Annotated in this window: 14 protein-coding genes; 2 read left to right on the top strand and 12 right to left on the bottom strand. The window is 49.2% G+C overall.

Annotated features, from left to right (window positions below; genetic code table 11):
• Positions 1 to 400: 400 nt before the first annotated feature.
• From mfd to V8Z93_RS07225, 9 genes are all read right to left on the bottom strand, one after another.
• Complete coding sequence (mfd, locus tag V8Z93_RS07265) at positions 401 to 3,847, bottom strand: transcription-repair coupling factor (protein WP_439431121.1); 3,447 nt, start codon at positions 3,845 to 3,847, stop codon at positions 401 to 403.
• Positions 3,848 to 4,145: 298 nt separating this feature from the next.
• Positions 4,146 to 4,886, bottom strand: a complete 741-nt coding sequence (locus V8Z93_RS07260; RefSeq protein WP_439431120.1) for a polyprenol monophosphomannose synthase — start codon at positions 4,884 to 4,886, stop codon at positions 4,146 to 4,148.
• 59 nt (positions 4,887 to 4,945) lie between these two features.
• On the bottom strand, positions 4,946 to 5,704 hold the full coding sequence (locus V8Z93_RS07255; RefSeq protein WP_439431119.1) for a lysophospholipid acyltransferase family protein: 759 nt from the start codon (positions 5,702 to 5,704) through the stop codon (positions 4,946 to 4,948).
• Between the two features lie 5 nt (positions 5,705 to 5,709).
• Entirely contained in the window at positions 5,710 to 6,936 is a 1,227-nt protein-coding gene (locus tag V8Z93_RS07250) for a metallophosphoesterase (RefSeq protein WP_439431118.1), read from the bottom strand.
• Between the two features lie 67 nt (positions 6,937 to 7,003).
• Complete coding sequence (locus tag V8Z93_RS07245; protein WP_439431117.1) at positions 7,004 to 7,828, bottom strand: vitamin B12 dependent-methionine synthase activation domain-containing protein; 825 nt, start codon at positions 7,826 to 7,828, stop codon at positions 7,004 to 7,006.
• Positions 7,828 to 9,213: a dihydroorotase gene (locus V8Z93_RS07240; RefSeq protein ID WP_218411659.1), complete on the bottom strand. Its 1,386-nt coding sequence runs from the start codon at positions 9,211 to 9,213 to the stop codon at positions 7,828 to 7,830. The genes V8Z93_RS07245 and V8Z93_RS07240 overlap by 1 nt, the downstream gene beginning before the upstream one ends.
• A 16-nt stretch (positions 9,214 to 9,229) precedes the next feature.
• Complete coding sequence (locus V8Z93_RS07235; protein WP_203040258.1) at positions 9,230 to 10,060, bottom strand: DUF4369 domain-containing protein; 831 nt, start codon at positions 10,058 to 10,060, stop codon at positions 9,230 to 9,232.
• Positions 10,061 to 10,161: 101 nt separating this feature from the next.
• Positions 10,162 to 10,578, bottom strand: coding sequence for a hypothetical protein (locus V8Z93_RS07230; RefSeq protein WP_299332284.1), 417 nt, complete (start codon positions 10,576 to 10,578; stop codon positions 10,162 to 10,164).
• 29 nt (positions 10,579 to 10,607) lie between these two features.
• On the bottom strand, positions 10,608 to 10,970 hold the full coding sequence (locus tag V8Z93_RS07225) for an FtsB family cell division protein (protein WP_439431116.1): 363 nt from the start codon (positions 10,968 to 10,970) through the stop codon (positions 10,608 to 10,610).
• A gap of 121 nt (positions 10,971 to 11,091) precedes the next feature.
• Between V8Z93_RS07225 and V8Z93_RS07220 the strand changes: the two genes are divergently transcribed.
• Both V8Z93_RS07220 and V8Z93_RS07215 read left to right on the top strand, forming a co-directional pair.
• Positions 11,092 to 12,918, top strand: coding sequence for a DNA polymerase III subunit gamma/tau (locus tag V8Z93_RS07220; protein WP_439431115.1), 1,827 nt, complete (start codon positions 11,092 to 11,094; stop codon positions 12,916 to 12,918).
• A 21-nt stretch (positions 12,919 to 12,939) separates the two neighbouring features.
• Positions 12,940 to 14,250, top strand: coding sequence for a serine hydrolase domain-containing protein (locus V8Z93_RS07215; RefSeq protein WP_439431114.1), 1,311 nt, complete (start codon positions 12,940 to 12,942; stop codon positions 14,248 to 14,250).
• Between the two features lie 277 nt (positions 14,251 to 14,527).
• On the opposite strand, the gene V8Z93_RS07210 is transcribed toward V8Z93_RS07215, so the two are convergent.
• The 3 genes from V8Z93_RS07210 to V8Z93_RS07200 all read right to left on the bottom strand — a co-directional run bounded on the left by V8Z93_RS07210 (position 14,528) and on the right by V8Z93_RS07200 (position 22,924).
• Complete coding sequence (locus V8Z93_RS07210) at positions 14,528 to 17,785, bottom strand: TonB-dependent receptor (protein ID WP_439431113.1); 3,258 nt, start codon at positions 17,783 to 17,785, stop codon at positions 14,528 to 14,530.
• A 335-nt stretch (positions 17,786 to 18,120) separates the two neighbouring features.
• Complete coding sequence (locus V8Z93_RS07205) at positions 18,121 to 21,516, bottom strand: TonB-dependent receptor (protein WP_439431112.1); 3,396 nt, start codon at positions 21,514 to 21,516, stop codon at positions 18,121 to 18,123.
• A gap of 208 nt (positions 21,517 to 21,724) precedes the next feature.
• The gene (locus tag V8Z93_RS07200; RefSeq protein WP_439431111.1) at positions 21,725 to 22,924 is read right to left on the bottom strand and encodes an ABC transporter permease; all 1,200 of its coding nucleotides are present in this window, start codon (positions 22,922 to 22,924) and stop codon (positions 21,725 to 21,727) included.
• Between the last annotated feature and the right edge of the window lie 6 nt (positions 22,925 to 22,930).

Raw genomic sequence — 22,930 nt, 5'->3', positions numbered from 1 at the left:
TCAATCTGTCAGAACTTGGGCGCAAAGATACAAAGAATTTTCCACATAGGCAAATGAAATGCTGATTTTATTTATAAAATATTTTAGAAAGTACTCCAAAGGGGTGGACAATGGGTGAAAATTATCCTACTCGGTGTTATTTTAGTCCAAAAACCACAAATAAAACAATTTTTACTCCTATAAACAACAAAATTTACCCCATCATTTACAGAAAACTTCGTATCTTTGCAACAGTTAAAACAAACGGCGTTGGGAAACGCTAAATCATCATCTTTTACTTATACAAATAAACAAGCAATGGTTTCGATAAGAGTATCGAAACCATTGCTATTTTTATATATATCCAACTAAAAGCTATCTTTAGTCCACCTGGTTTTATGATGAGAAAACCTGATGGCACTTATTCATCCACCTGAATCCCGGATATCATATCCAGCAGACTCCTTGCCTGCTCCACGCTCTTTACATGACTGATGCGGAGGATACGCTTGTTGTTCTTCTCCTTCAGGGCACAATCCTGAATATGACTGGTGGCATAGGCTATCACCCGCGAGAACATCTGGCTGCGATAGAACGGACTATCCACATTGCTCACAAACTGCAGCTGCATGGCTCCACCCTTGAGCAGAATCTTCTCGCAACCCAGCAGCTTGCCCACACGGCGAAGACCTACCACATGAATCAGTTCATCACCTTCCTGAGGTATCGGACCAAAGCGGTCGATCATGCGCTGGCGGAATGCCTCCACTTCCTCATCCCTATCCAGATGGTCAAGTTCACGATAGAGCAGCATTCGCTCGGCACTGCCGGGAACATAGGAATCAGGGAAATACATCTCCAGGTCGCTGTCTACGGCGCAATCGTCTACGAAGTCATCGCCCGTAAGCTGCTCGCCCTCTTTCATCTCCTCCTGATAGAGGTCGTTGAACTCCTCGTTCTTCAGTTCGGTTACTGCCTGCGAGAGAATCTTCTGGTAGGTTTCGTAACCCAGGTCTTCCATGAATCCGCTCTGTTCGGAACCCAGCAGGTTGCCGGCACCACGGATATCCAGGTCTTGCATGGCGAGGTTGAAACCGCTGCCCAGGTCGCTGAAGGTTTCCAGGGCTTCCAGTCGGCGGCGCGCGTCGAAGGTGAGTGCAGCCTTAGGCGGAGCTATCAGATAGCAGAATGCCTTCTTGTTGCTACGCCCCACTCTGCCTCGCATCTGGTGCAGGTCGCTCAATCCGAAGTGGTGGGCATCCATCACGATGATGGTGTTGGCATTGGAGATGTCGATTCCGTTCTCCACGATGGTGGTGGAGAGCAGCACGTCGAAGTCGTAGTTGATGAATCCCATGATGATCTTTTCCAGTTCCTCGGGCTTCATCTGTCCATGTCCGATGGCTACGCGGCAATCGGGCACCTTCTTCTCTATCAGCATCTTCAGTTCGGGGAGCTTGGCTATCCTGTCGCACACGAAATACACCTGTCCGTTGCGGCTCATCTCGAAGTTGATGGCATCGGATATGGTTTCCGCATTGAAGGTGACCACCTCTGTATGAATAGGAAAGCGGTTTGGCGGCGGGGTGCGCATGATACTCATGTCGCGGGCGCCCATCAGCGAAAACTGCAGGGTGCGCGGGATAGGCGTGGCACTCATGGTGAGGGTATCCACGTTCACCTTCAGCTGGCGCAGCTTCTCCTTGGTGGAAACGCCGAACTTCTGCTCCTCGTCGATGATGAGCAGACCCAGGTCGTGCCAATGCACGGTTTTGGAAATGAGCTTGTGGGTTCCGATGAGGATATCTATCTTGCCTTCTTCCAGGCTCTGCAGAATCTGTCGGGTGTCCTTGGCAGAACGGGCACGGCTCAGATAATCCACGGTGACGGGCAACTGCTCCAGGCGATGCATGAAGGTTTGGTAGTGCTGGTAGGCGAGCACCGTGGTAGGCACGAGCACTGCCACCTGCTTGCCGTCGCACGCCGCCTTGAAGGCTGCACGGATGGCCACCTCGGTCTTGCCGAAGCCCACGTCGCCACACACCAGTCGGTCCATCGGACGCTTGCTCTCCATATCCTTCTTCACATCGGCTGTGGCCTTGCTCTGGTCGGGGGTATCCTCGTAGAGGAACGATGCCTCCAGCTCGTGTTGCAGATAACTGTCTGAACTGTAGGCGAATCCCTTCTCCTTGCGACGCTTGGCATAGAGTTTGATAAGGTCGCGGGCTATATCCTTGATGCGCTTCTTGGCCTTGTTTTTCAGCTTATCCCAGGCTCCCGAACCCAGGATGGAGAGGCGTGGCGGTTCGCCGGTATCGCCACGGCGATACTTGCTGATTTTATACAGCGAGTGGATGGATACGTCTACGATGTCGTGGTTGGCATAGAAGATGCGGATCATCTCCTGGTAACTGTCGCCCGTAGGCACACGTACCAGTCCGCCAAATCTTCCGATACCGAAATCCACATGTACGATGAAATCGCCCGGTGCCATCTCCTGCAACTCCTTCATGGTGAGTGCCATCTTGCCCGCACGGGCAGAGTCGGAACGCAGGTTGTACTTGTGGAAACGGTCGAAAATCTGATGGTCGGTGAAGAAACATGCCTTCTTCTCGTGGTCAACGAATCCCTCGTGGATGGTCTTGTCTACGGGCTTGAACTGTATCTTATATTTCTCCAGTTCCTCGCTGGCGAAGATGTCCTTGAGTCGCTGCTGCTGCTTCTGGCTGTCGGCTAATATATATAAGGTGTAGCCCTTGAGCTGGTAATCCTCCAGGGTCTGTGCCAGAAGCTGGAAGTTTTTGTGGAAGAGCGGCTGCGGTGCCATATCGAAACTGATCACGGCATTGGAGTGGCCCTTGGCCTCGGCAAGCTGATCCTGCTTGCGGGCTATTGCGCCATCTGACATCTTGCCGAATTCCACGCGCACGTGTTCGCACAGGGCATGCTGGAAGTCGGTGGCACTCACCAGGTTGAGTTCCTTCTTCATCTCCTGGCGAATGCGTTCTGCCTCCATCTCGGTGGCTCCTTCCAGCTGCTCGGTAAGGCTCTGGGTGGAGAAGCCGTCGTTGTAGATTTTCTCGATGCAGTCGTGCAGATAGGTGTAATCCTTCATCACCACGAGCGCAGAAGGTTCGAGGAATTGGAGGAAACACTGCTTCACGGTCTGCCCGGTGGCGAGTTCCGGCACCACCTCGATGCTCTCGCGCTTGTCCTTGGAGAGCTGGTCTTCGATGTTGAAGGTGCGGATGGTATCGATTTCATCACCGAAGAAATCGATGCGGAACGGAAATTCGCAACTGTAGGAATAGACATCGATGATGCTTCCACGCACGGCAAACTGGCCAGGCTCGTAGACATAGTCCACCTCCTGGAGCTTGAAATCGCGCAACTGATGCACCACATCTACCTGTGGAATCTGCTGACCGACAGAAAGTTTCAGAATCTTCTCATCCAGATGCTGTTTAGACACCACGAGTTCGGCAAGGGCATCGGGATAAGAAACGATAAAAATGGGGTTGCCTGCCGACAATCGGGCAAGCACTTCGGTTCGGAGTATCTCGTTGGCGGCATCGCGCTGGCCATACTTCACGGCACGTCGATAGCTGGAGGGGAAGAAGAAGACGCTCTCCTGCCCCAGCATCTGCGTGAGGTCGTGGTAGAAATATCCCGCCTCGTCGGCATCATCGAGCACGAAAAGCACCGACCGCTTCAACCTCGTCTTCATCGAACCGAAAAACATGGAGGCTGAAGAGCACACCAATCCCTGGAGAAAAAGTGAATGCACCGACTTCTTCTTCAGTAAATCAACGAGGGCATTCGCCTGGGGCGAACGCCCGTAAAGTTTTGCTATATCCTGTAATGTCACTTCTTATCCCTAATTTAAGTTTCGCAAGTAGGCTCCACACGCCCTGAAAGGGCAGAAGCTCCTAGCCCAGGGCAACGCCCTGGGTATAAAAGTAATCAGCAAGGCGCCCTGAAAGGGCAAAAGCTTTGTATATTGCTTGGTACTTGAAAGCTTTTGCCCTTACAGGGCGACAGGCTTGCGTCCGTAATTACCCAGGGCGTTGCCCTGGGCTAGGAGCTTCTGCCCTTTCAGGGCGTGTGGGGTCTTCCCATCTGTCCTTTCAGGGCGTGTGGGGAAGTCACATGCGAAAGTTTAGTCCCTAACTTATTTTTGGATATTTCCTGAACCAGCCATCGAGTCGCAATCTCATCACTCCGAAGAATGCTTCGCCAAAGATACCGCCACTCATCTTGCTGGTTCCCTCGCGGCGATTCACGAAGATAACCGGCACTTCCTTGATCTTGAAACCTATCTTATAAGAGGTGTACTTCATCTCTATCTGGAAACCGTAGCCCTTGAAGCGGATGGCATCCAAATCGATGGTTTCCAGTACCTTGCGACGGTAGCACACGAATCCGGCTGTGGTATCGTGTACCTGGAAGCCCGTGACGATGCGCACGTACTTGGAAGCGAAATAGCTCATCAGCACGCGACCGATAGGCCAGTTGACCACGTTGACTCCCGATACATAGCGGGAACCTACGGCTACATCGTAACCCTCGTCGTGGGTGGCAGCGTAGAGGCGTGGCAGATCGTTAGGGTCATGACTGAAGTCGGCATCCATCTCGAAGATGAAGTCGTAGCCATGCTCCAATGACCACTTGAAGCCCTTGATGTAGGCGGTGCCGAGGCCCAGCTTTCCCTTACGCTCCAGGATGTGGAGGCGATTGGCAAACTCGCCGGCGATGAGTTTCTTGACGATGGCAGCCGTGCCATCCGGACTTCCGTCGTCGATGACAAGGATGTCGAATTCCTTCTCCAGGCCGAAGACGGCACGGATGATTTTCTCGATGTTTTCCTTCTCGTTGTATGTAGGAATGATTACAATGCTATCACTCATATTCTTTTGTTTTATAGTTACAAGTGCAAAAGTACAACTTTTATCTGAAATAAGCGAATTTATTGGTCGGGATTTTCAACAAAGCCCTGATATTCCTTATCAAGTCCCTGCATGATGGCGTCGTAGCTCTTGGTCATCTGGTTCTTGATGTTCTCCGGTCCCTTGCCTATCGGCTGGATTGGCTCGTGGATAGTGAGCCTGATAGGATGCCAGAACACCCAGTAGATGTCCTTCATGCGTGGCTTGACATCGAAACTGCCGTTGATGGTAAGCGGACAAACCGGCAACTGCAACTCGTCGGCAAGCATGAAGGCTCCACGGCGGAACACGCCCATGTGGCCGGTGAAGGTGCGGGCACCCTCAGGGAACACCACGAGCGACATGCCTTCCTTCAACACTTCGCGCGCCTTATCGTAAGAGGCACGAATCTTGGAAGGACCGCTCTTGTCCACGAAGATGTGGTGAGCATAGACGCAGGCGAGACCCACGAGCGGGATGTTGCGGATGCCTTTCTTCATCATCCACTTGAAGTTACGGCCCAGGAAGCCATAGATGAGGAAGATGTCGAAGGCGCCCTGATGATTCGCCACGAACACGTAGCTCTGGCCTTTCTTCAGGTGCTCCCTACCCTCTACCTTGACGGGCAGGAAGAGGATTCTGATCCACAACTGTGACCACAACTTGCCTGGATAATATCCCCAGAAGTGGCCATTGCCCAGCATACAGCCTACTACCGTTACCAGGCTGGTAAGGATGCTTGCCACAATGAGGATGGGCAAGCAAATGACTAATTGGTATAATCTATATATGTACTTCATCTTGTTTATTTCCTCTTTAAAGTTATAACTGCGATTTCCGGGGTGGCTCCGATGCGGATAGGCACGGTGCCGCCAAGTCCGGCTGTGGTATAGAGCTGACAGCCCTCACGCTCGTAGAGTCCGTAATCGAACGGGGCGAACATGGACGGACGGAGACCGAGCACGGAAACCTGTCCGGCATGGGTGTGACCGCTGAGGGTGAACTGCGGAGCCACGAGCACTGAGTCTCGGGAGCCGTGCATCTCGTTGATGGTAGACGGCAGCATCTCCTCCCACTGCGTTGGGATGTGCTGGAGCATCAGCACAAACTGTCCCGGCTTGATGCCATAGAGTGCCTGCGCCACCTGCGTGCGCTTAGGCTTGTCGTAGTTTTCCGTGCCTGCCACATAGATGGAATCCTTGCCCCGATGCAGCACGATGTGCTCATTCATCAGCAGTCGCCATCCGCAGGATCGCTCGAAGTTCTGCACCCTGAGCTCCATCTCCTTCTTGGCAAGCTGGTCGTCGTCATCGATGTGCATATAATAGGTGTAATCGTGGTTTCCCAACACGCTCACCACGCCATCCTTGGCATTCAGCGAACTGAGAAGTTCTTGATAAGGCGTTAATTCTGAAGGCTTTACATTCTGAATATCGCCCGTAAAGCAGATGAGATCGGCACGCTGGGCGTTGATGCTGTCGATGTCGCGCTGCGGCAAATCGCGTCGCCATCCGTAGAAGGACCCCAAGTGGATATCGCTGAAATGTACGATGCGGTAGCCATCAAACTCCTTCGGCAGATCTGGAACATAGACGGTGAGATGCTTGACCTCAAACCGCCTGATGCCCTTGGTGAAGCCATAGATGAAGCTGAAGAATGCCACGACGGCAAGCACGCCACCCACCAGTTTGCCCCAGTTGCGTGAAGCATGACGGCTTGGCGTATTGCGGTGGTGCTTGAATCGGCGTGAAAGGCGCATGCACTCCCAGCCCACGAAGCTGCAGAGGGCGAAGACAAACTGCGGCACGGCAAGCACCGCCATCATTCCGAACCAGATGTCGATGAGCATCGGGTCGTCGGGCATGAAGTCGGCACCCAGTGCCAGATAGGAACTGTATCCTATCACGATGGCTACAGGCAACCAATATAAAATCTTTCTCCATCCCTTGCGCACGTGCAGATACTGCCTGTCTATCCAGAGATATGGCAATACAGAGAACAGCACGATGGGAATTAGAATTCTTGCTATCATATCATTATGATTATATTATTATATCTTATCGTATTATCGTTTAATATGCCCAGCTATAAACTATAAATTATAAACTATAAACTGCCAAAAACCTTCTCATCAGTTCTACGGGCACGCCACGGCGGCGGGCGTAATCGCGAAGCTGGTCATCGCCTATCTTTCCCAATTCGAAGTAGTGCGACTTGGGATGTGCGAACATGAATCCCGAGACGCTGGCATGAGGCGTCATCATTCCCGTTTCGGTGAGTCGGATGCCTGCCTGCTTCATGTCGATGAGCTGGTCGATGAGGAAGTTGGCACTGGTATCGGGCAGCGACGGATAGCCGATGGCTGGCCGGATGCCCTGGTATTCCTCGCGATGCTGCTGCTCGATGGTGAGGTTTTCATCGGGTGCATAGCCCCAATACGCTCTATCTCTTCTCACCTCTTCGTGGAGTTTCTCTGCCGTAGCCTCAGCGAGTCGGTCGGACAGGGTTTGTGCCATCATGTTGAGATAGTCGTCATGGCTATACTCGTCGATGATGGTTCCATCCACCGAAGTGCAGAACACTCCTACCTGGTCTCTAATGCCCTGGGAAAGAGGACGGATGAAGTCGGCAAGGCAGAGATTGGGTTCGCCTGGTGCCGAAGGATGCTGCTGGCGAAGCATCGGGAATCGGAGTTTTTTATCGGATAGGAAGAAAATTAAATCATCCCCTTCGCTGCAGACTTCAAAGAGCCGGAAGATGGCATGGGTATGGTATTTCTCCTCCCAGGAGGCAAGCATCTGCAATGCCTCTTGCTTCATCTTCTCCTTGTCTTCCCTTGGCTTTCCGCTCAGTCCCCAGGCATGATAGAAATAGAGCCAGTTGATGAACGGAGTCAATTCTGATATGCTATAAGTCTTATTCATTAACTTCTGAAATTCAATTCCTCGCCACGATAGTCGGCATCAAAGGCTCCCTTATTATATATAAGGTGGCCGTTGCAGAAGGTCTGCTCCACCTGCCACTGATATTCGTGTCCCTCCATCGGGCTCCACTGGCACTTGCTCTGAATCACCTCCTTGGTCACCTTCCATGGCGACTGCGGTCTGACGATGACGATATCTGCCTGGTATCCCTTGCGAAGGAATCCTCGCTGACTTACCTGGAAGAGCTGGGCTGGCTGATGTGCCATCAACTCTACCATTCTTTCGATGGTGAGCACGCCTTCGTCCACCAGTTGGAGCATGGAAACGAGGGAGAACTGAACCATCGGCATGCCTGATGCTGCCTTGGCACACCCACCCTGCTTATCCTTCAACTCATGTGGAGCATGGTCGGTGCCGATGGTGGCTATGCGCCCGTCGTTCAGGGCACGGCGAAGGGCATCACGGTCGGCAAGCGTCTTGATGGCAGGATTGCACTTGATGAGCGCCTTCTTTGTAGCGTAATCGGCATCGGAGAAGACGAGATGGGCTATCACGGCTTCGCCGGTTATCTGAGGAAGATTCACTGAATCCGTGTTCTGAAGATTCTCTTTCGGAAGATTCTCTTCCTGATTATCAAAGAGTTCCAGTTCCTTGGCGGTGGTAACGTGGGCGATGTGAAGGCGGGTACCAAACTGCTTGGCGAGTTCTACCGCCAGTTTGCTGCTCTCGTAGCATGCCTCCACGCTGCGAATCTCGGGATGGTGCTCCACAGCTGGGTCTTCACCATACTTCGCCTTTGCCTCCGCCATATTGCGGTTGATGATGTCGGTATCCTCGCAATGGGTCATTACGGGCAGATCGAGCTGCTGGGCTGTGCTGAACACACGCTGCAGCGACTCCATCTTATCTACCAGCATATTGCCGGTGCTGGAACCCATGAAGAGCTTGATGCCCGGAACGTGATGCACATCGAGCTGGGCAAAGGAATCCACATTGTCGTTGGTGGCTCCATAGAAGAAACTGTAGTTTACATGACTCTTCTGTGCACCCAGCTTTCGCTTCTCCTGCCACGCCTCAAGGGTGGTAGTCTGCGGCACCGTGTTCGGCATCTCAAAATAAGAGGTGACGCCACCATAGGCAGCCGCACGGCTCTCGCTTTCGATGTCCGCCTTGCGGGTTAATCCCGGCTCACGGAAGTGGACATGGTCATCTATCACTCCAGGCAAAACAAAACACCCCGAAGCATCCACTACTTCGTCGTAGATGCCACGGGGTGCCATGCCTTCATATATCTCTGAAATAACTTCACCATCAACAAGAAGATCGCCCTTGAAGGAGCGACCCTCGTTGACTATAGTTCCGTTTTGAATTAATACTTTAGACATAATATAATGTTATCTTTTATTTTGCAGCCGGAATAGTTGGCTTTGCTAAATCATTAGGGGTTGGAGTCGCTGCTGGGGCTGTCGCCGCACTAGGGTCGCCCTGAGGTGCTGCCATCTGCTCCATTTCCGGAGTCACGCCGCCTGTAGATTCATGCGTACCATTCATGATGGCCTGGTTTTCCTGCGCCTTCTGATAGTAATCCTTCACGTAGGCATCGTTCTTGAAATGGTCGGTGGCCTTACTCATGATGTCCTCAATCCATGGTGAAAGCATCGGATACTGATTGCCCATGGTGACGAGGAAGAAGACGCCCGGACCCAGCACGTTATCGAAATTATCGGTGACGAAGGATGTGATCAGCTTATCCTCCTGGTCAGAGAGTCGCATCGCCTCCTCGTTGAGCTTCGCCGTAACCACCTGCATATCGCTACCGTTCATGATAGCCTGGTCGTGCTTATGAACCAACTCACGCTGCTGATTCTGCAACTGCTGGTATTTCTTGAAGAACCCGAAGAGCTTGTCGTTGAGCGGCGTGCCACTCACCACCTGCTGGGTATCATCAAGCTTCACCGTGATGCATCCGCTCTCCAGAACGAGTGGCAGCACGGGTTCATCATCCATGAAGATGTTAGCCATCTTGGCAGAATCCACACTTCCCTGGAAGTGGAACTGCCCATGGACTACATCACATGAATCAATTTTCTTAAATTCATTGTCTTTCAAGATTTGAAGATACAGCATACGACCATCTAAGGTGCTTACGTTAGAAGTACCTGAGATATCGTAACTGGCGGCGCATGATGTAAGCGCCATTAAGGTGATCAGTGCGTAAAATATCTTATTCATAAGCTTTGTAATTCACAATTCAGTGAACAAAAGTACAATCAATTATTGAAGTAGCGAAATAAATTCAAGCAATTTAATTGAATATTACATGTATTTATGTTTTATTTGCATTTTAGCTCGTGCGAAATGCGATGCGTGGTGTAGAGTTCAAGCAAGGCTGCAATGAGCAGGAACACCACCCACTTGTTGTAGAAATACATGATGTAGGTCTCCTGATTGGCGAACCAATGGCGGAAGAAGGCGTACACTGTATCTACCATCGAAATGCCCGACAGCACGAAGAAGATGTCGGCAATATACTGCATGCGCTTCAGACGGTGGATGACCTGCGAATCGCCCTCGTAGAACTGCATCGCCTGCACCAGGGAGAAAAGCACGGTGCCCAACAGGAACACCCAGCAGGTGTAAAGCAACATGTTAGGATAAATAAAACCAAATGCAAAGCAGCCCGCACCGACAACCATCAATACGCCACCAAGCAGAAAAATAGCACTCTGTATCTTACTTAACTGTTTCATCGTTATGATATAAATAGGGTTTAACAATATTACTCAACACTCTCAGCCTGCGATTCGGCAGCATCATCCGACGGCACCTCCTCATCCGGCAGATCGGTGCTCAGCACGAAGATGTCTTCATCGTCCGACTTCATGAAGTAACGCTCACGGGCAATCTTGCCAAAGACATCGGGTCCCTGGCGCATCTCCTTGAGCTGACGGGAGTCTTTTTCATACTGTTCACGGTATTTTCCGATCTCTTCACGCAAAGTTGCAATCTGCAACTGATACTTGATGTGCTGGCGGATGCTGTTATCATCAACAACGCCCACAATCAAAACACCCGCTATAATGACTATAAGATACTTATAGTGAGCGAGATAGTTCCATATAATACTTAGTTTCTGACTCATTAATTTCTATAATTTGACTTTATTTGTCTGAATTTGTTTGCAAAGATAATATTTTTTTGTTATCTTTGCATCACAATTAAGAAAAAATAATGCAAGACAACAAAGTTTCAAGCAAAAAGTAATGGAAGAATACATCGTTTCTGCAAGAAAATACCGTCCGATGACCTTCGATTCGGTTGTTGGACAGAGTGCATTGACCACCACTCTGAAGAACGCGGTGAAGAGCGGCAAGCTGGCGCACGCCTACCTCTTCTGCGGTCCTCGAGGCGTGGGCAAGACCACTTGTGCCCGCATCTTTGCCAAGGCAATCAACTGCGAGCATCCCCGCGAAGACGGCGAGGCATGCAACGAGTGCGAGAGCTGCAAGGCTTTCAACGAACAGCGTTCGTACAACATCTTTGAGCTGGACGCCGCCAGCAACAATGGCGTTGACCAGATCAAGACCCTGATGGAGCAGACCCGCATCCCGCCTCAGGTGGGTAAATACAAGGTGTTCATCATCGACGAGGTGCACATGCTGAGTGCCGCTGCCTTCAATGCCTTCCTCAAGACGCTGGAGGAGCCGCCATCGCACGTGATCTTCATCCTCGCCACCACCGAGAAGCACAAGATCCTGCCTACCATCCTGAGCCGATGCCAGATTTACGACTTCGAGCGCATGACCGTGGCCAATACCATCGCCCACCTGAAGATGGTAGCTGAGAAGGAAGGCGTGAAATACGAGGATCAGGCACTCGCTGTCATCGCCGAGAAAGCAGACGGCGGTATGCGCGATGCCCTCTCCATCTTCGACCAGGCGGCAAGCTTCTGCCAGGGCGACATTACCTATCAGAAGGTGATAGAAGACCTGAACGTGCTCGACAGCGACAACTACTTCAAGCTGGTAGACCTCGCCATAGAGAACAAGATAAGCCAGATGATGGTGGTGCTCGACGGCATCCTGAACAAGGGATTCGACGGCGGCAACATGATTCAGGGACTCGCCAAGCACGTGAGAAACGTGATGATGGCAAAAGACCCTCAGACCCTGCCCCTGCTGGAAGTAAGCGACGAGCAGAAGGCAAAGTATGCCGAACAGGCTAAGAAGGCACCTACACCTTTCTTATATAAGGCACTGAAACTGATGAACGAATGCGATGTGCACTATCGCCAGAGTTCGAACAAGCGCCTGCTGGTAGAGCTTACCCTGATACAGATAGGACAGATTACACAACCGGAAGACCAGGACGTGCCTAGTGCGGGGCGTACGCCCCATAGACTAAAATCCCTGTTTCAGAAAATCATTGCCCAGCTTAAGCCTGCTGCTCAGGGTGCAGGTGCCGGGCAAGAGAGCGGAAGCACAGCCTCATCCCCAGAGGGAGAAGCTGCGACTGTCGCTGCGGCTACTGCTGCGCCAAAAGCAGCTACAAAAGCAGCTCCTGCGAAGAAGAAGATAAGCCAGGTGAAACTGAGCGGCATAGGCATGAGTTTTGCCAACCTGAAGAAAACAGAAGAGGCTAGCCGACGCACGTATAATCCTATCGACCAGTTGAAGGACGACCCGAACGCCCAGGCTGCCCATACAGATACGGCTACGGATATCGAATTTACCCAGGAACAGGTGGAAGGACAATGGATAGGCATGTGTCTGAGAATGCAGAACGTGAAGGATTTCATTGGTCTTGCCAACCGCATGAAAGCGGTGGTTCCGAAGATTACCCAATACCCGAACATAGAAGTGGTGGTAGACAACCAGCTGCTGCTCAACGACATTCAGAGCATCAAGGGAAGAATACTGCAAACCTTCAAGATAGGACTGGGCAACCAATCTGTAACCATCGACTACCGACTGGCAGAAGCCAACGAGGTGACCAAGATTCTCTCGAAACGGGAATTGCTGGACAACCTGATGAAGGAGAACCCAGCCATCGCCAAACTCACCCAGGAGCTGAAGCTAGTCATGGCATAAACCTATATTTTAAAGAAAACAATGGCAAGAAGATTAAGAAAGAAACGCATCGCTATCATACTGATTACGTTCACCGCTATCATAGGATGGACTACGCACAGCTGCGTATCCCGCTGTTCATCATCTGACGAGAAGGCTAAAGCGGATACCCTGCCCAAGGCGCACATCAACGACTCCATCTCGAACGCCCTGACTGAGGGAAAGGAATACCACGAGATTGACTCCGTGGTAGAGAGATACCTGAAACGATGGGAAATCAACGGTGCCCAGCTCGTCATCACCCGCAACGACTCCCTGCTCTACGCCCGCGGATTCGGATGGGCTGACAAGGAAAAGGGCATCAAGATGGAGCCTAACATGCTGATGCGATTTGCCTCGGTATCGAAGCTCATCACGGCTGTGGGCATCATGAAACTGCAGGAGATGAAGAAACTGAAGCTGAACGAGAAGGTGTTCGGACCGAAGGGAATCCTGAACGATACCACCTATAACAATGGCATCAAGGACCAGCGATACTACGACATCACCGTGGAGCAGCTGCTTCGCCATCAGGCGGGTTTCAACAACTACGCCGGCGACCCGGTATCCTCCACCCGATACATCATGATGCAAAACCGCCTCACTACGCCTCCCGACCACAAGACGCTGCTCAGGATTCTGCTGAAGCGCCATCTGGGTTATACGCCGGGTCAGGGCAAATGCTACAGCAACCTGGGCTACATGATTCTTTCGATGGTGATTGAGAAGAAGAGTGGCATGAAATACGAGAACTTCATGCAGAAGTATGTGCTCCAGCCTGCCGGATGCTACGACATGCACATCGCCGGCACTTACTTAAAGAACCGTCGCCCCAACGAGACGAAGTACTACATGCACCAGGGCAGCATCCCTGTGTATGAATACAACAACAGTGGACGACTGGTGGAGAAATGCTATGGTGACACCGACCTTCCACGCTTGTCGGGTGCAGGAGCCTGGTGTGGTTCGGCTGCCGAGCTGAGCCGTTTCATCGCCAGCATCGACGGAATGCCTCATGTGAAGGATATCCTGAGCAAGAAGAGCATCCAGTTTATGACCACCGAGCAGCCCGACCATCAGTATTCCATCGGCTGGAACTACACGCCGAAGAGCAATCGCCCATGGATTCGCACGGGTTCACTGGCCGGCACATCGGCTCTGGTTCTGAAGTATCCCGACGGTCAGTGCTGGATTCTCATCACAAACACATCCACCTGGAAGGGTCACGGTTTCTCAAACGACAGCATGGCTTTCTTTGAAAAACTGAGACAGAAATACATGCCGGGCATGCCAAAGAAGGATTTGTTTATCTAAGGGGAAGCTGATTCCTCATAAAGGATAGATTTATATAGCCTGAAGAGGAAATATAATTAGCCTTAAGGAGAAATATATTTAGCCTTAAGGGAAAATATAATTAGCCTTAAGGGAAAATATTTTTTGCCTTAAGGATAGATATTTTTAGCTTTGAAGATAGATAGACATTGATGAATAGAAACAAAATAAAAGTCCCTGGAGAATGGAAACATCTCCAGGGACTTTTATTTTACTTGATTATCTTATCTGTTTTTACTTCAAAATGAAATATGCTTTTTTAGAAAGTATACTTCAAACCAATCTGACCACGCCAGCGGCTGTAGTAATCGCTATAGCTCTTGTAAGCATAAGCACCGGTGAATCGGTAAACACCACCTCCCTGATATTCAACAGGAGAATAGTAGGTGCCAAAGCCATCACCATAGGTATGACCCCAATCCTTGTTCAGCAGGTTGCCCACGTTGAGGATATCGAAGGTCAACTCGATGGAGTTAATCTGACCAGCTACCTTGAAGCTGTACTTCTGACCGAAGTGAACATCGAAATGATGCTCGAATGGCAGGTTATCAGCATAACGCTCGTAGTACTCACCACGGTGCTTGCTGAGGTAAGAATCCTCTGCAATCCACTTCTTCAACATCTCACGCTGCATCTCCTCGGTGAGCTTATCGCCATGGTTATCGCCAAACATGCGCTTGGTGAAGGTATTGTTGTTATACTTGGTTTCCTCGAAACGCATCTTGTCAATCTGTGCATCGGTTGGGATGAAGAACAGGTCATTACCCTTGGAACCATCCTCGTTCACATCACCATAATAATAATAGGTGTAAGGTGAACCGCTCTTAGCCTGGTAGATGACACCCAGGGTTGTCTTCCACTGCTTCTGATGACCATAGTCAATGTGGTAGTAAGCAGATGCCTGGATGCGGTGAGGCACGTTGTAGGCAGAGTTACCCACCTCCAAGTCGTTGCAGTCGCGATGAGTATACTGGTAAGTCCATGAACTCTTAGCCACAGAAGAACCGCCATTGGCAGCACTGCGAGAGCGGGTCCAGGTATAACTTGCCATCAGGTCGAGACCGAAGTCGAAATGCTTCTCTGCCTTCAGAGAGAGGTTGATGGTATGACCCTTCGATGTATTGCCCAGGGCATAGACACCTGCGATAGGAGTACCCTTCACTACGCTCTGATAGAGCGGACGGTTGTCCCACTCGTAACCATACTTCTGAGAGAAGGTTTCACCACTCTGCTCCTGAGCCAGGTTCTTATAGAGAATATCATTCAATGTCTTTGAGTAGATGGCCTCAGCGGTCCAGTCGATGCCCAACAGTTCAAAGTCGAAACCGAGGTTAAGACGGAGGTTCTGAGCAAACTTAAAGTTCTTGCTGCAAACGGCAACATCCTGGTTACCGGCGCTCACCTTCATCTTATCGGCATTGACATTCTGCTTGCTTGGGTCGAGGATGAGCTCCAAGCCCTTGGTAGAAGAGTTGTTGCTATCGTATGAAGAAAGCTGCAGACCTGTGCCTGAGAAGTTGTTGCTTACCCAAACGAATGGGATGCGACCGGTGAAGACGCCTGCACCACCACGGAGGATGAACTTACGGTCGTTGTTGATGTCCCAACGGAATCCCACACGAGGAGAGAACATTGGAGAGAAGTTGAGCTTATCATTGGTCTTCATGCCCCAACCCATCTTCTCAGACAAGGCGTTGAACTCGGCATTCTCCATCGGAGTATCAAAGAACACCGGAATATCCAGACGGAGACCATAGGTAAGAGTGAAATTGTTGCTGGCATTCCACTTATCCTGCGCATAGAAACCGAACTGGCCAGATGAGAATTCTGACGCCCAGTTAGGGTCGCCGGTTACGCTTGTGTTAGCCTGTCCATATCGATACTGGTTCATGTAAGCCTTGTTAGGATCCAATGTTCCAGCCATGTAATCATCGTAATAAGCCTTGAAGTTGTCATAACCCTTGAAGGTATAAGAACCGAACTTATCAGAGATGAACATGTTCTTGAAATGGTAAAACTCGTTGTGGGTACCGAAGATGAAGGTATGGTTGCCACGGAGCCAAGTCAGGTTGTCCTCAATGGTCCAGATGTCCTGGTTCAGGTAGTTAGCCTGAGAGTTACGCTCTGTACCGATGTTCACCGTACCGCTACCCACACCTGTGATGGAAATCATAGGGAGGTTGGCCTTGATATCACGGCTATCGCGTACTCTTACGAAGCTGACACGGGCCTCATTGCTCACGTTTGGAGAGATACGGCTCTGAAGCTCAGCGATGAAAGAGTTGGTATTGCTCTTGAAAGGATAGCTGTAGGCATAGGTGTTCAGGCTGGAAGCACTGCCGCCGCCACTCAACTGCTCTGCCTTGACCAGACTCCAGCGGATGGCAAATTTGTTGAACTCGTTGATGTTCCAGTCGAGTTTCAAGCCCGCCTTATCGCTCTTGGTGTAGATATCCTGGTTGCTGAAGTAGTCATTGAATGCTACGCCCTGCTTCTCAGCCATCTTCTGCAACATATTCATGATGTCCTTAGCCTGCTCGGTATTCACCTTCGAGTTACCGGAATCCACGCCATAGAGGTTAGGATACTCCTTGTTGGTACGCTCGTAGTTGGCGAAGAAGAAGAGTTTGTTCTTGATGATAGGTCCACCCAGGGTGACACCCATGTTGTACTGAGTCTGCTTCTGATACTTAGGTGCATAACCCGTTCCATCCAGATAAGGATACTTGGTACCGATGAGGTCCTGGTTGTAGCCATAGTAATAGGCAGAACCGTGGAACTTGTTGGTACCGCTCTTGGTGATGGCATTGATGGCACCACCGGTGAAACCGCTCTGTCGCACATCGAAAGGAGCTACAGACACCTGAATCTGCTCGATGGTCTCCATAGATACAGGCTGAGTACCCGCCTGACCGCCGTTGTTACCGCTGGAAGCCAGACCGAACACGTCGTTGTTGGCCGCACCATCAATCATGAAGTTGTTGTATCGGTTGTTGGTACCGGCAAACGACATGTTACCCGAATTGGTAACCGTGAGCTGAGGGTTCAATCGAGCCACATCGGCAATACCGTGGGTGATACTAGGCATATTGTTGATCTGCTCGGCATTCATACTGGTGGCAGCACCTGTACGTGAAGCAGCGAGACCCGCCTTGCCAGCTACCACCACTTCCTGGAGCTGATGCGCATCCTCCTTCAAGGAGAAGGTGAGGTTGGTAGTTTCACCCAAGCTCAGGTTTACATTATTGACACTCTTGTCCTTGTATCCGATGTAAGATACTTCAACCTTGTATGGTCCACCCGGACGCATACCCTGGATGGTGTAACGGCCATCGATATTCGTCACGGCACGATACACCGTACCTGAAGGCTGGTGAATGGCAGTAACGGTAGCACCGATGACACTCTCATTGTCGGATGTTACCTTACCGCTGATGCCTGATGTGGTAATCTGCGCCATTGCCGTAGAGACAACAAAGGCTAGCAAAACCACTAATAAATGCAATCTTTTCTGCATAGAATTTCAGATAAATTGGTTAATAATAACAGGATCTTATCTTCCTAGAAGACTTACTTAATCCTTTTTATACTTCTTAGCTGCAAATTTAAACAAAATTTTTGAAATAACAAGTTTTTAGAGGAAGAAAATTCGATTAAAATTGGAAAAAGACCCCGAAATGGGTGTTTTGGGATATAAACAGCTGACTATAACTGCCAAACACGCAGACAAAAAAAAGATGCACTCCCCTATTACTAGAGAAGTGCATCCTATATTTTATGGCTTATCTATTCTGACTCAAATCTATCTATTCAGACTTGAATCTTATCTATTCTTCCCAAGAACCTTATCCATTAGTTGAAGATGTAACGGATAGAGAACTGGATAGAATAGGTTGAGTTGAAGCTTGTCAAATTAGTGTAAGTCTTGCTCAATACATTCTTACCATCCTTTTGGAAATTGAAATGAGCAGGAGTTACAACACCCGTCTTCTTATCCTTCTTCTCAGCAGACCACTTCAAGGCAGCAGTATTCTTAACACTCTTGTAGAGTCCCCAGCTACTATTGAGCAAGTTGGCCAAATTCTTGATATCTACACCAAACTGAAGCGTATTCTTCTGACCACCCACATTGAGATAGAAGTTCTGGTTGAACTTGAAGTCCAACTGATGATGCCAAGGCATAACTGCACCACCACGCTCAGCATATTGTCCCTTGCGGTTCTTCAAGTAAGAATCCTGGTTGATATAATTCCAGAAATCATCACGCTGTGCATCTGCAGTATATGTAACCTCACCTGTCTTGGAATTAGTAACATCCATGAATTTCCAGTCATTGAGAGCCTCACGAGACTCTGGCACATACATCAGGGCATTAGAACCATAATCATTAACAACATTTGTACCCAAGTTATAAGAATAGCGTGTGCAGCTGTAACCATCAGCATAACCGATGTTCATGCCTTCATAAATCAAACCTACCTCAGAACCGAAATGCTTTGCATAATCCTTCTTGTAGGAAGCAGAGATAAGCAAACGGTTAGGAGCCACGTATGTACCATAACCCAACTCCATCTCGTTGTTACCATTTACAGAGTAACGGTTGTTATAGTATGCTGAGTTAACCTGATCGCCCACACCATCACTATAAGATCTAGCCTTTGAATAGGTATAAGATGCAGAGAGGTTCAAACCGAAGGCAAACTTCTTAGCCAAAGATGCAGTAATTGAGTAATAGTATGCTTTATGACCAGCATTGGTAATCATATAAGCATTCTGATACTCATTATCCTTATTGCCACTTGCACTCAATGAGTAGTAGCGACGAGTGTCACCAGGGGCAAGCTCAATGGTTTTTCCGCCTTCATAACAGTAACCCTTGTTGACTACGATAGCAGGATTAAACTCACGGCTATAGATACCCTCCAACGAGAAATCGATGTCGTAAGGTAACTTTACGTCAATTGCCAAAGAGCTCTTCCACGTAGCGTTCATCTTCAAGTCTTTGTCGATAATTGTTGGGGCAGAAGGAGCAGCTGCAGTCTCACGTGATGCAGACAAGCCTTGGTCGGTAAGTTCCTTCACCTGACCATCGCGATCAGCATGGAAGTGCTTCATCGTATAAAGGGTCTTGTCTGTAATATTATTATAAAAATAAGTATACTGACCACAACCTGAGTTACCCACAGCAGACACAAGCCATACGAATGGCAAACGACCAATGAAGTAACCAGTACCTCCACGGAGAACCAGTTTGTGATTACCGAAAACATCCCAGTTGAAACCTACACGAGGCGAAACTGTCAATGGAGCATCAGGCAGCTGATCGGTAGCATAGCTCTGCAGAGAGCCATCGTTCTGCTTGAATTTGATGGCAGCAAATGCATTGTTATAGTTATTTTTGAGTTCAGGATAGATAGGTAATTCAAAGCGTAAGCCACCTGTCAGGCGAAAACGATCTGAAAAGTTTACCTGATCCTGAATGTAAGCAGAGAACTGATTGTATTTCATCTTAGCCTTGAACTGGTCGCTACCATCCATTGGGAAAGTTACACCATATGCAACAGGAGCTCCACCAGCCATGAAAGCCTCAGGTGAATCATACACATAGTAACCAGCAGATGCTGCACCGAAACCATTCACTGCTTCATTGCTCTCATACTGAACACCTGCAGTGAAATTCTGAATGCCCATTGCCCATGAAGCCTCGTCTGTAACAACGAAAGTCTTCACCTGTCGCAAGTTACCCTGGGTGAATGGGTCAGGACCGAAGCCCATATAATAAGCACCTTCCTTCAAGATGTCCACTGTTGGGAACACACCACCAAGATAGGTACGAGGCTCATCCTGATAAGAATAAGTACCACGGAGTACATTATTCAAGATTCCCCACTTTGAGTTCCACTCTGCTGCCAAAGAGGTAAAGTTCTTCTCCTGATAATAACGGGAACTCTCAAAATACAAACCAGAATTAGCTGTACGACCCGACTGAGACTTACCTCCGGAGATGGTAACGCCATCAGATTTTCCACCAGGATAGATTACAGTATCCTTGAATGGAGTGGTTGAGCTAGATGGATTTGAAGAATCCTTGTCGTGACTCTTAGAGAAACGGATGTTCAACTTGTTGTTCTCGTTGATGTTCCAGTCGATACGAGCCAGGAACTTGTATGATGGAGTATCAAGAGAATATCCCTGATAACGACCTGGGTTGTAACCATAGGTCTTGTTGAGGAAGCTGAGCATATTGTCCATATCGCTCTGCAATGGGCGGTGAACAGTACCTGATGATGGAGACCACTCATCAGAAGCATTTACACGAGCTGTACCAGAAGGACCAGCAGAGATGTTGCTCTGATATTCACCGTTGGCGAAGAAGAACAACTTATCCTTGATGATAGGACCACCGAAGCTGGCACCCCATGTAGTAGAATGAGACTGGAGACGATTCAACTCGTAATCGCTCACCTTGTTACCACGCAAGTGAGAGTTGGTAGTGTACATATATGCAGTACCCTTGAAATCATTGGTACCGCTCTTGGTTACGGCACTGATAGCACCACCTGTAAATCCACTCAAACGAACATCGTATGGAGATGAAGATACTGAAATCTGATCCAATGCATCAAGAGAAATTGGTGATCCGTTACCTGGCAGGTTACCACCAATACCGAAGGCGTTGTTGAACGCAGCACCATCCACAGTAACATAAGACTGACGGTAGTTACCACCACCTACAGAGAAACCGCTACCTACGTTGGCACCCTGAGGAGTCAACTTCAAGAGGTCGTTCATGCTACGAGATACGGTAGGAACAGCCTCAATCTGGTCGGCATTAATACTTGTTGTAGCACCAGCACGGTCGGTGCGCATGTTGTTGTTGCGATCAGCCACAACCACTACGTCTTCCAACTGAGCAGCATCCTCAGCCAAAGTCTCGTTCAAGACTGTGTTCTGACCAAGAGAAAGAGAAATGCCCTTTACCTGCTTGTTCTTGTAACCCACGTAGGTTACTTCCAGAACATAAGGTCCACCCGGGCGCATACCCTGAATAGAATAACGACCATCCATGTTGGTCACTGCACGATAGACTGTACCAGAAGGTTGGTGAACAGCCTTGATTGTTGCGCCAATGACATCTTCGCCATTAGCTGTGATCTTTCCACTAACGCTAGATGTTGTTATCTGCGCCATTGCTGTGGTTACCATAAAGGCCAGCAAAGCCACTAATAAATGCAATCTTTTCTGCATACCTTTTATTATAAAAATTTAATTAATTGTTTGGGAAATATTCCCTCTTATATCGTTATCGAGTGCAAAATTAAACAAAAAATCCAATATAAGTGTTACAAAAGGGTGAATTTTATGCTTTTAAACATAAAAAAAAATCTGCGTTAAGCAAATAACGCAGATTTTCTTTAAATTATTATTTATTTATGGATTTTGCTTATAATATTTTTCACTCCTTTCTCTGCCAGATGCTCATCACCTTGCGGCGGATGGCAACGATGTTTAGGATGGAGACTATCAGGAACAGAACCAAGCCCAGGCAGATGGCAGGGAGCATCGTTCCCTCGTCGAGATCAGGGAAGATGGCTTCGATGAAGTCCATGTAGTAGCCACGAACGAAGAAAAGAATGACCCATGCAATGATGAGAACCACTACATTCAGCGAGATGGTGAGCACCTGGTATGGTTTCGCCACATCGTTAGGACTATAACCTATCAGCAGCAGATTCTCCAACTTGGATGAGTTCTTCTGTACCAGCAGATAGATGCTGAGCATCAGAATATAGAAGCTCAGGATAGAAATCACCAGTCCGATTACCATCACCAGCGACACCATCATGCGCAGGAAATAGGTGGTCTTCTCGGCATCCAACTTATCGGTCTCCACCTCGTAGCCGTTGTCATCCAAATATTTGGTGATGCTCTCGTCGCCCGGATTTCCTACTTCCACAATCAGGCGGTTAGGGTCGCTCTTCTGGTTAGGTGCGAACTCCTGGTTGCTCCAATCCATGAACGCCTGTGGCACGAGGATGGTATTGAGGCGGGAAGAGAAACCGATTACCTTTCCCTTGAACATCTCCTTCTTGCCGCCAGCCTGAATCTGGATGTTGAAATCTATCATTCCCATCAGTCCATCGCTTATCTTTGGCAGCGAGTGGCTCTGGGCGAATCCGAAGTTATACATATTAATATAGGTACGCGGAAGGATGATAGGCACTTCCTTGGAACCTGGAGTATATTTCCAGTCCTTGAGCGGCACATCCACGAAACCATCGGGAACACTCTCGAAGAAGAGTTCGCTGTTGAGTACATTCACGCCGTTTACGCCCATCTGGGCATCTACCTTGTATTCGGTGGAGGTAAACTTGCCCACCTTCTTCACGAACTTCTGATCACTTACATCATCTATCTCGGCACCCGAGAAGGTATTTGAGCGACCGCTGATGGTATTTCCCATACCTATCTTCTTGCTCATGATGAGATAGTCGGCTTTCATAAAACTGTCTTCCTGGGTGAAGACAGGCAGCACGTCCTTATAAAACTGGAAGCCGAAAAGGACGATGAGCATACCGAAGAGATTGGCAAAGGCAAAGCCGGCAAACTGAGGTATACTGATATGCTGACGAAGTAATTTCCAAACTAAATTCATTTATTA

The sequence above is a fragment of the Segatella copri genome, from assembly GCF_051861805.1.
GTDB classification, from domain to species: Bacteria; Bacteroidota; Bacteroidia; order Bacteroidales; family Bacteroidaceae; genus Prevotella; species Prevotella copri_M.
This window is presented reverse-complemented; position numbering and strand designations above follow the sequence as displayed.

What these genes read in the sequence shown, in the direction of transcription:
- V8Z93_RS07235 (WP_203040258.1), bottom strand. Translation starts at nt 10,060, where the DNA reads ATGAATAAGATATTTTACGCACTGATCACCTTAATGGCGCTTACATCA.
- V8Z93_RS07250 (WP_439431118.1), bottom strand. Translation starts at nt 6,936, where the DNA reads ATGATAGCAAGAATTCTAATTCCCATCGTGCTGTTCTCTGTATTGCCA.
- V8Z93_RS07240 (WP_218411659.1), bottom strand. Translation starts at nt 9,213, where the DNA reads ATGTCTAAAGTATTAATTCAAAACGGAACTATAGTCAACGAGGGTCGC.
- V8Z93_RS07225 (WP_439431116.1), bottom strand. Translation starts at nt 10,970, where the DNA reads ATGAGTCAGAAACTAAGTATTATATGGAACTATCTCGCTCACTATAAG.
- V8Z93_RS07260 (WP_439431120.1), bottom strand. Translation starts at nt 4,886, where the DNA reads ATGAGTGATAGCATTGTAATCATTCCTACATACAACGAGAAGGAAAAC.
- V8Z93_RS07210 (WP_439431113.1), bottom strand. Translation starts at nt 17,785, where the DNA reads ATGCAGAAAAGATTGCATTTATTAGTGGTTTTGCTAGCCTTTGTTGTC.
- V8Z93_RS07220 (WP_439431115.1), top strand. Translation starts at nt 11,092, where the DNA reads ATGGAAGAATACATCGTTTCTGCAAGAAAATACCGTCCGATGACCTTC.
- V8Z93_RS07200 (WP_439431111.1), bottom strand. Translation starts at nt 22,924, where the DNA reads ATGAATTTAGTTTGGAAATTACTTCGTCAGCATATCAGTATACCTCAG.
- V8Z93_RS07205 (WP_439431112.1), bottom strand. Translation starts at nt 21,516, where the DNA reads ATGCAGAAAAGATTGCATTTATTAGTGGCTTTGCTGGCCTTTATGGTA.
- V8Z93_RS07255 (WP_439431119.1), bottom strand. Translation starts at nt 5,704, where the DNA reads ATGAAGTACATATATAGATTATACCAATTAGTCATTTGCTTGCCCATC.
- V8Z93_RS07230 (WP_299332284.1), bottom strand. Translation starts at nt 10,578, where the DNA reads ATGAAACAGTTAAGTAAGATACAGAGTGCTATTTTTCTGCTTGGTGGC.
- V8Z93_RS07215 (WP_439431114.1), top strand. Translation starts at nt 12,940, where the DNA reads ATGGCAAGAAGATTAAGAAAGAAACGCATCGCTATCATACTGATTACG.
- V8Z93_RS07245 (WP_439431117.1), bottom strand. Translation starts at nt 7,828, where the DNA reads ATGAATAAGACTTATAGCATATCAGAATTGACTCCGTTCATCAACTGG.